General features: G+C 65.2%; 1 protein-coding gene. It reads right to left on the reverse strand.

What is annotated here, in order from left to right; all coding sequences use genetic code 11:
* Nucleotides 1–1,041: IS110 family RNA-guided transposase (locus SO180_RS42400; RefSeq protein ID WP_449384709.1), on the reverse strand; the 1,041-nt coding region annotated here is incomplete at its 3' end.
* Nucleotides 1,042–1,117: the final 76 nt, after the last annotated feature.

Raw genomic sequence — 1,117 nt, forward strand, 5'->3', positions numbered from 1 at the left:
ATCGGAAGTTCGCTTCCGATACCACGCGGTCAGCGCGCTGGCCTTCTGGTGCACCAGATGACCCCAGGCGAGCTCGATCATTCCGCGGCGCACGCGGGCATTGCCCGCTTTGGCAAGTCCTCGCTCGCGTCGTCTTTTGCCGCTTTCGTCAGGGGCACCGGTGAGGCCGGCATAGCGCGCGAGGGCTTTACGATCCCGGATGTTGCGCGAGAACACCTCCTGCACGAGCATGTCCGCGGTCTCAATGCCGACGCCGACGACCCGCGCGAGCAGGCGTACCATCGTATGGCGTTGCTCGTTGGGCACTCCCGCCAGGCGCTTGGCCCGGGTTGTCTCGATCTCCTTGATCTGCTGCTTGACGAAGCGCAGGTGGTCCATGTCGCGCCGCAGCTCGGCCAGCGTGTTCGCCGGAACGGCCGCGCCCTCCGGCGTGCGTAAGGCCTCCAGCCGGCTCGATGCCTGAGCCAGGTTTGGCCGGAAGCCGCGAATCCCGAGGCGGGCGAGATTAGCCTTCAGGCGATTGATAATGCGCGTGCGCGCCCCGACCAAGCTCTCGCGCTCGCGGCCCGGCCGTTTCGCATCCTCATCCGCGAGGGTGGGGATCGCCGCCATGCTGCAATGCTTCGGTTCGCCGCGCAGCCAGCCGAGAAAGGCGCGTTTCAGCAGTTCAGTGTCGAGCCGATCTGTCTTCGCCCGCCGGTGCTCGCGCGACACCGGGACGCTCGACGGGTGGATCACATAGGCCTCGATTTCTTGCGCGCGCAGCCAGCGTGCTAACCAGAAGCCGTCGCGGCCGGCCTCATAGGCGACGGCGATCCGTTTGATCGTGCGTCCAGCCTGCACCGCCTCCTTCCGCCAACGATGCAGAAGCTGCAGAAGCGCATCCTGGTCTGGGCTGAGCTTCTTCAAAGGATTGCGTTCGAGTCCGGGCACAATACCGGCGACCAGCCAACTCGACTGGCCGATCTCGATCACGGCGATCACTGTCGCGTCTTGTTCAAGTGTGCCAAGGCATCTGCTCAGGTCGTTTTGCTTCGCCATGGGGCGCTCCATCGCTTTGTTGCCGCGACGATGGTGCCATGGCCTCGCCGCTCGGCCCATAGCATCTAAACCGCTC

It is taken from the genome of Bradyrhizobium sp. UFLA05-112 (assembly GCF_053572325.1).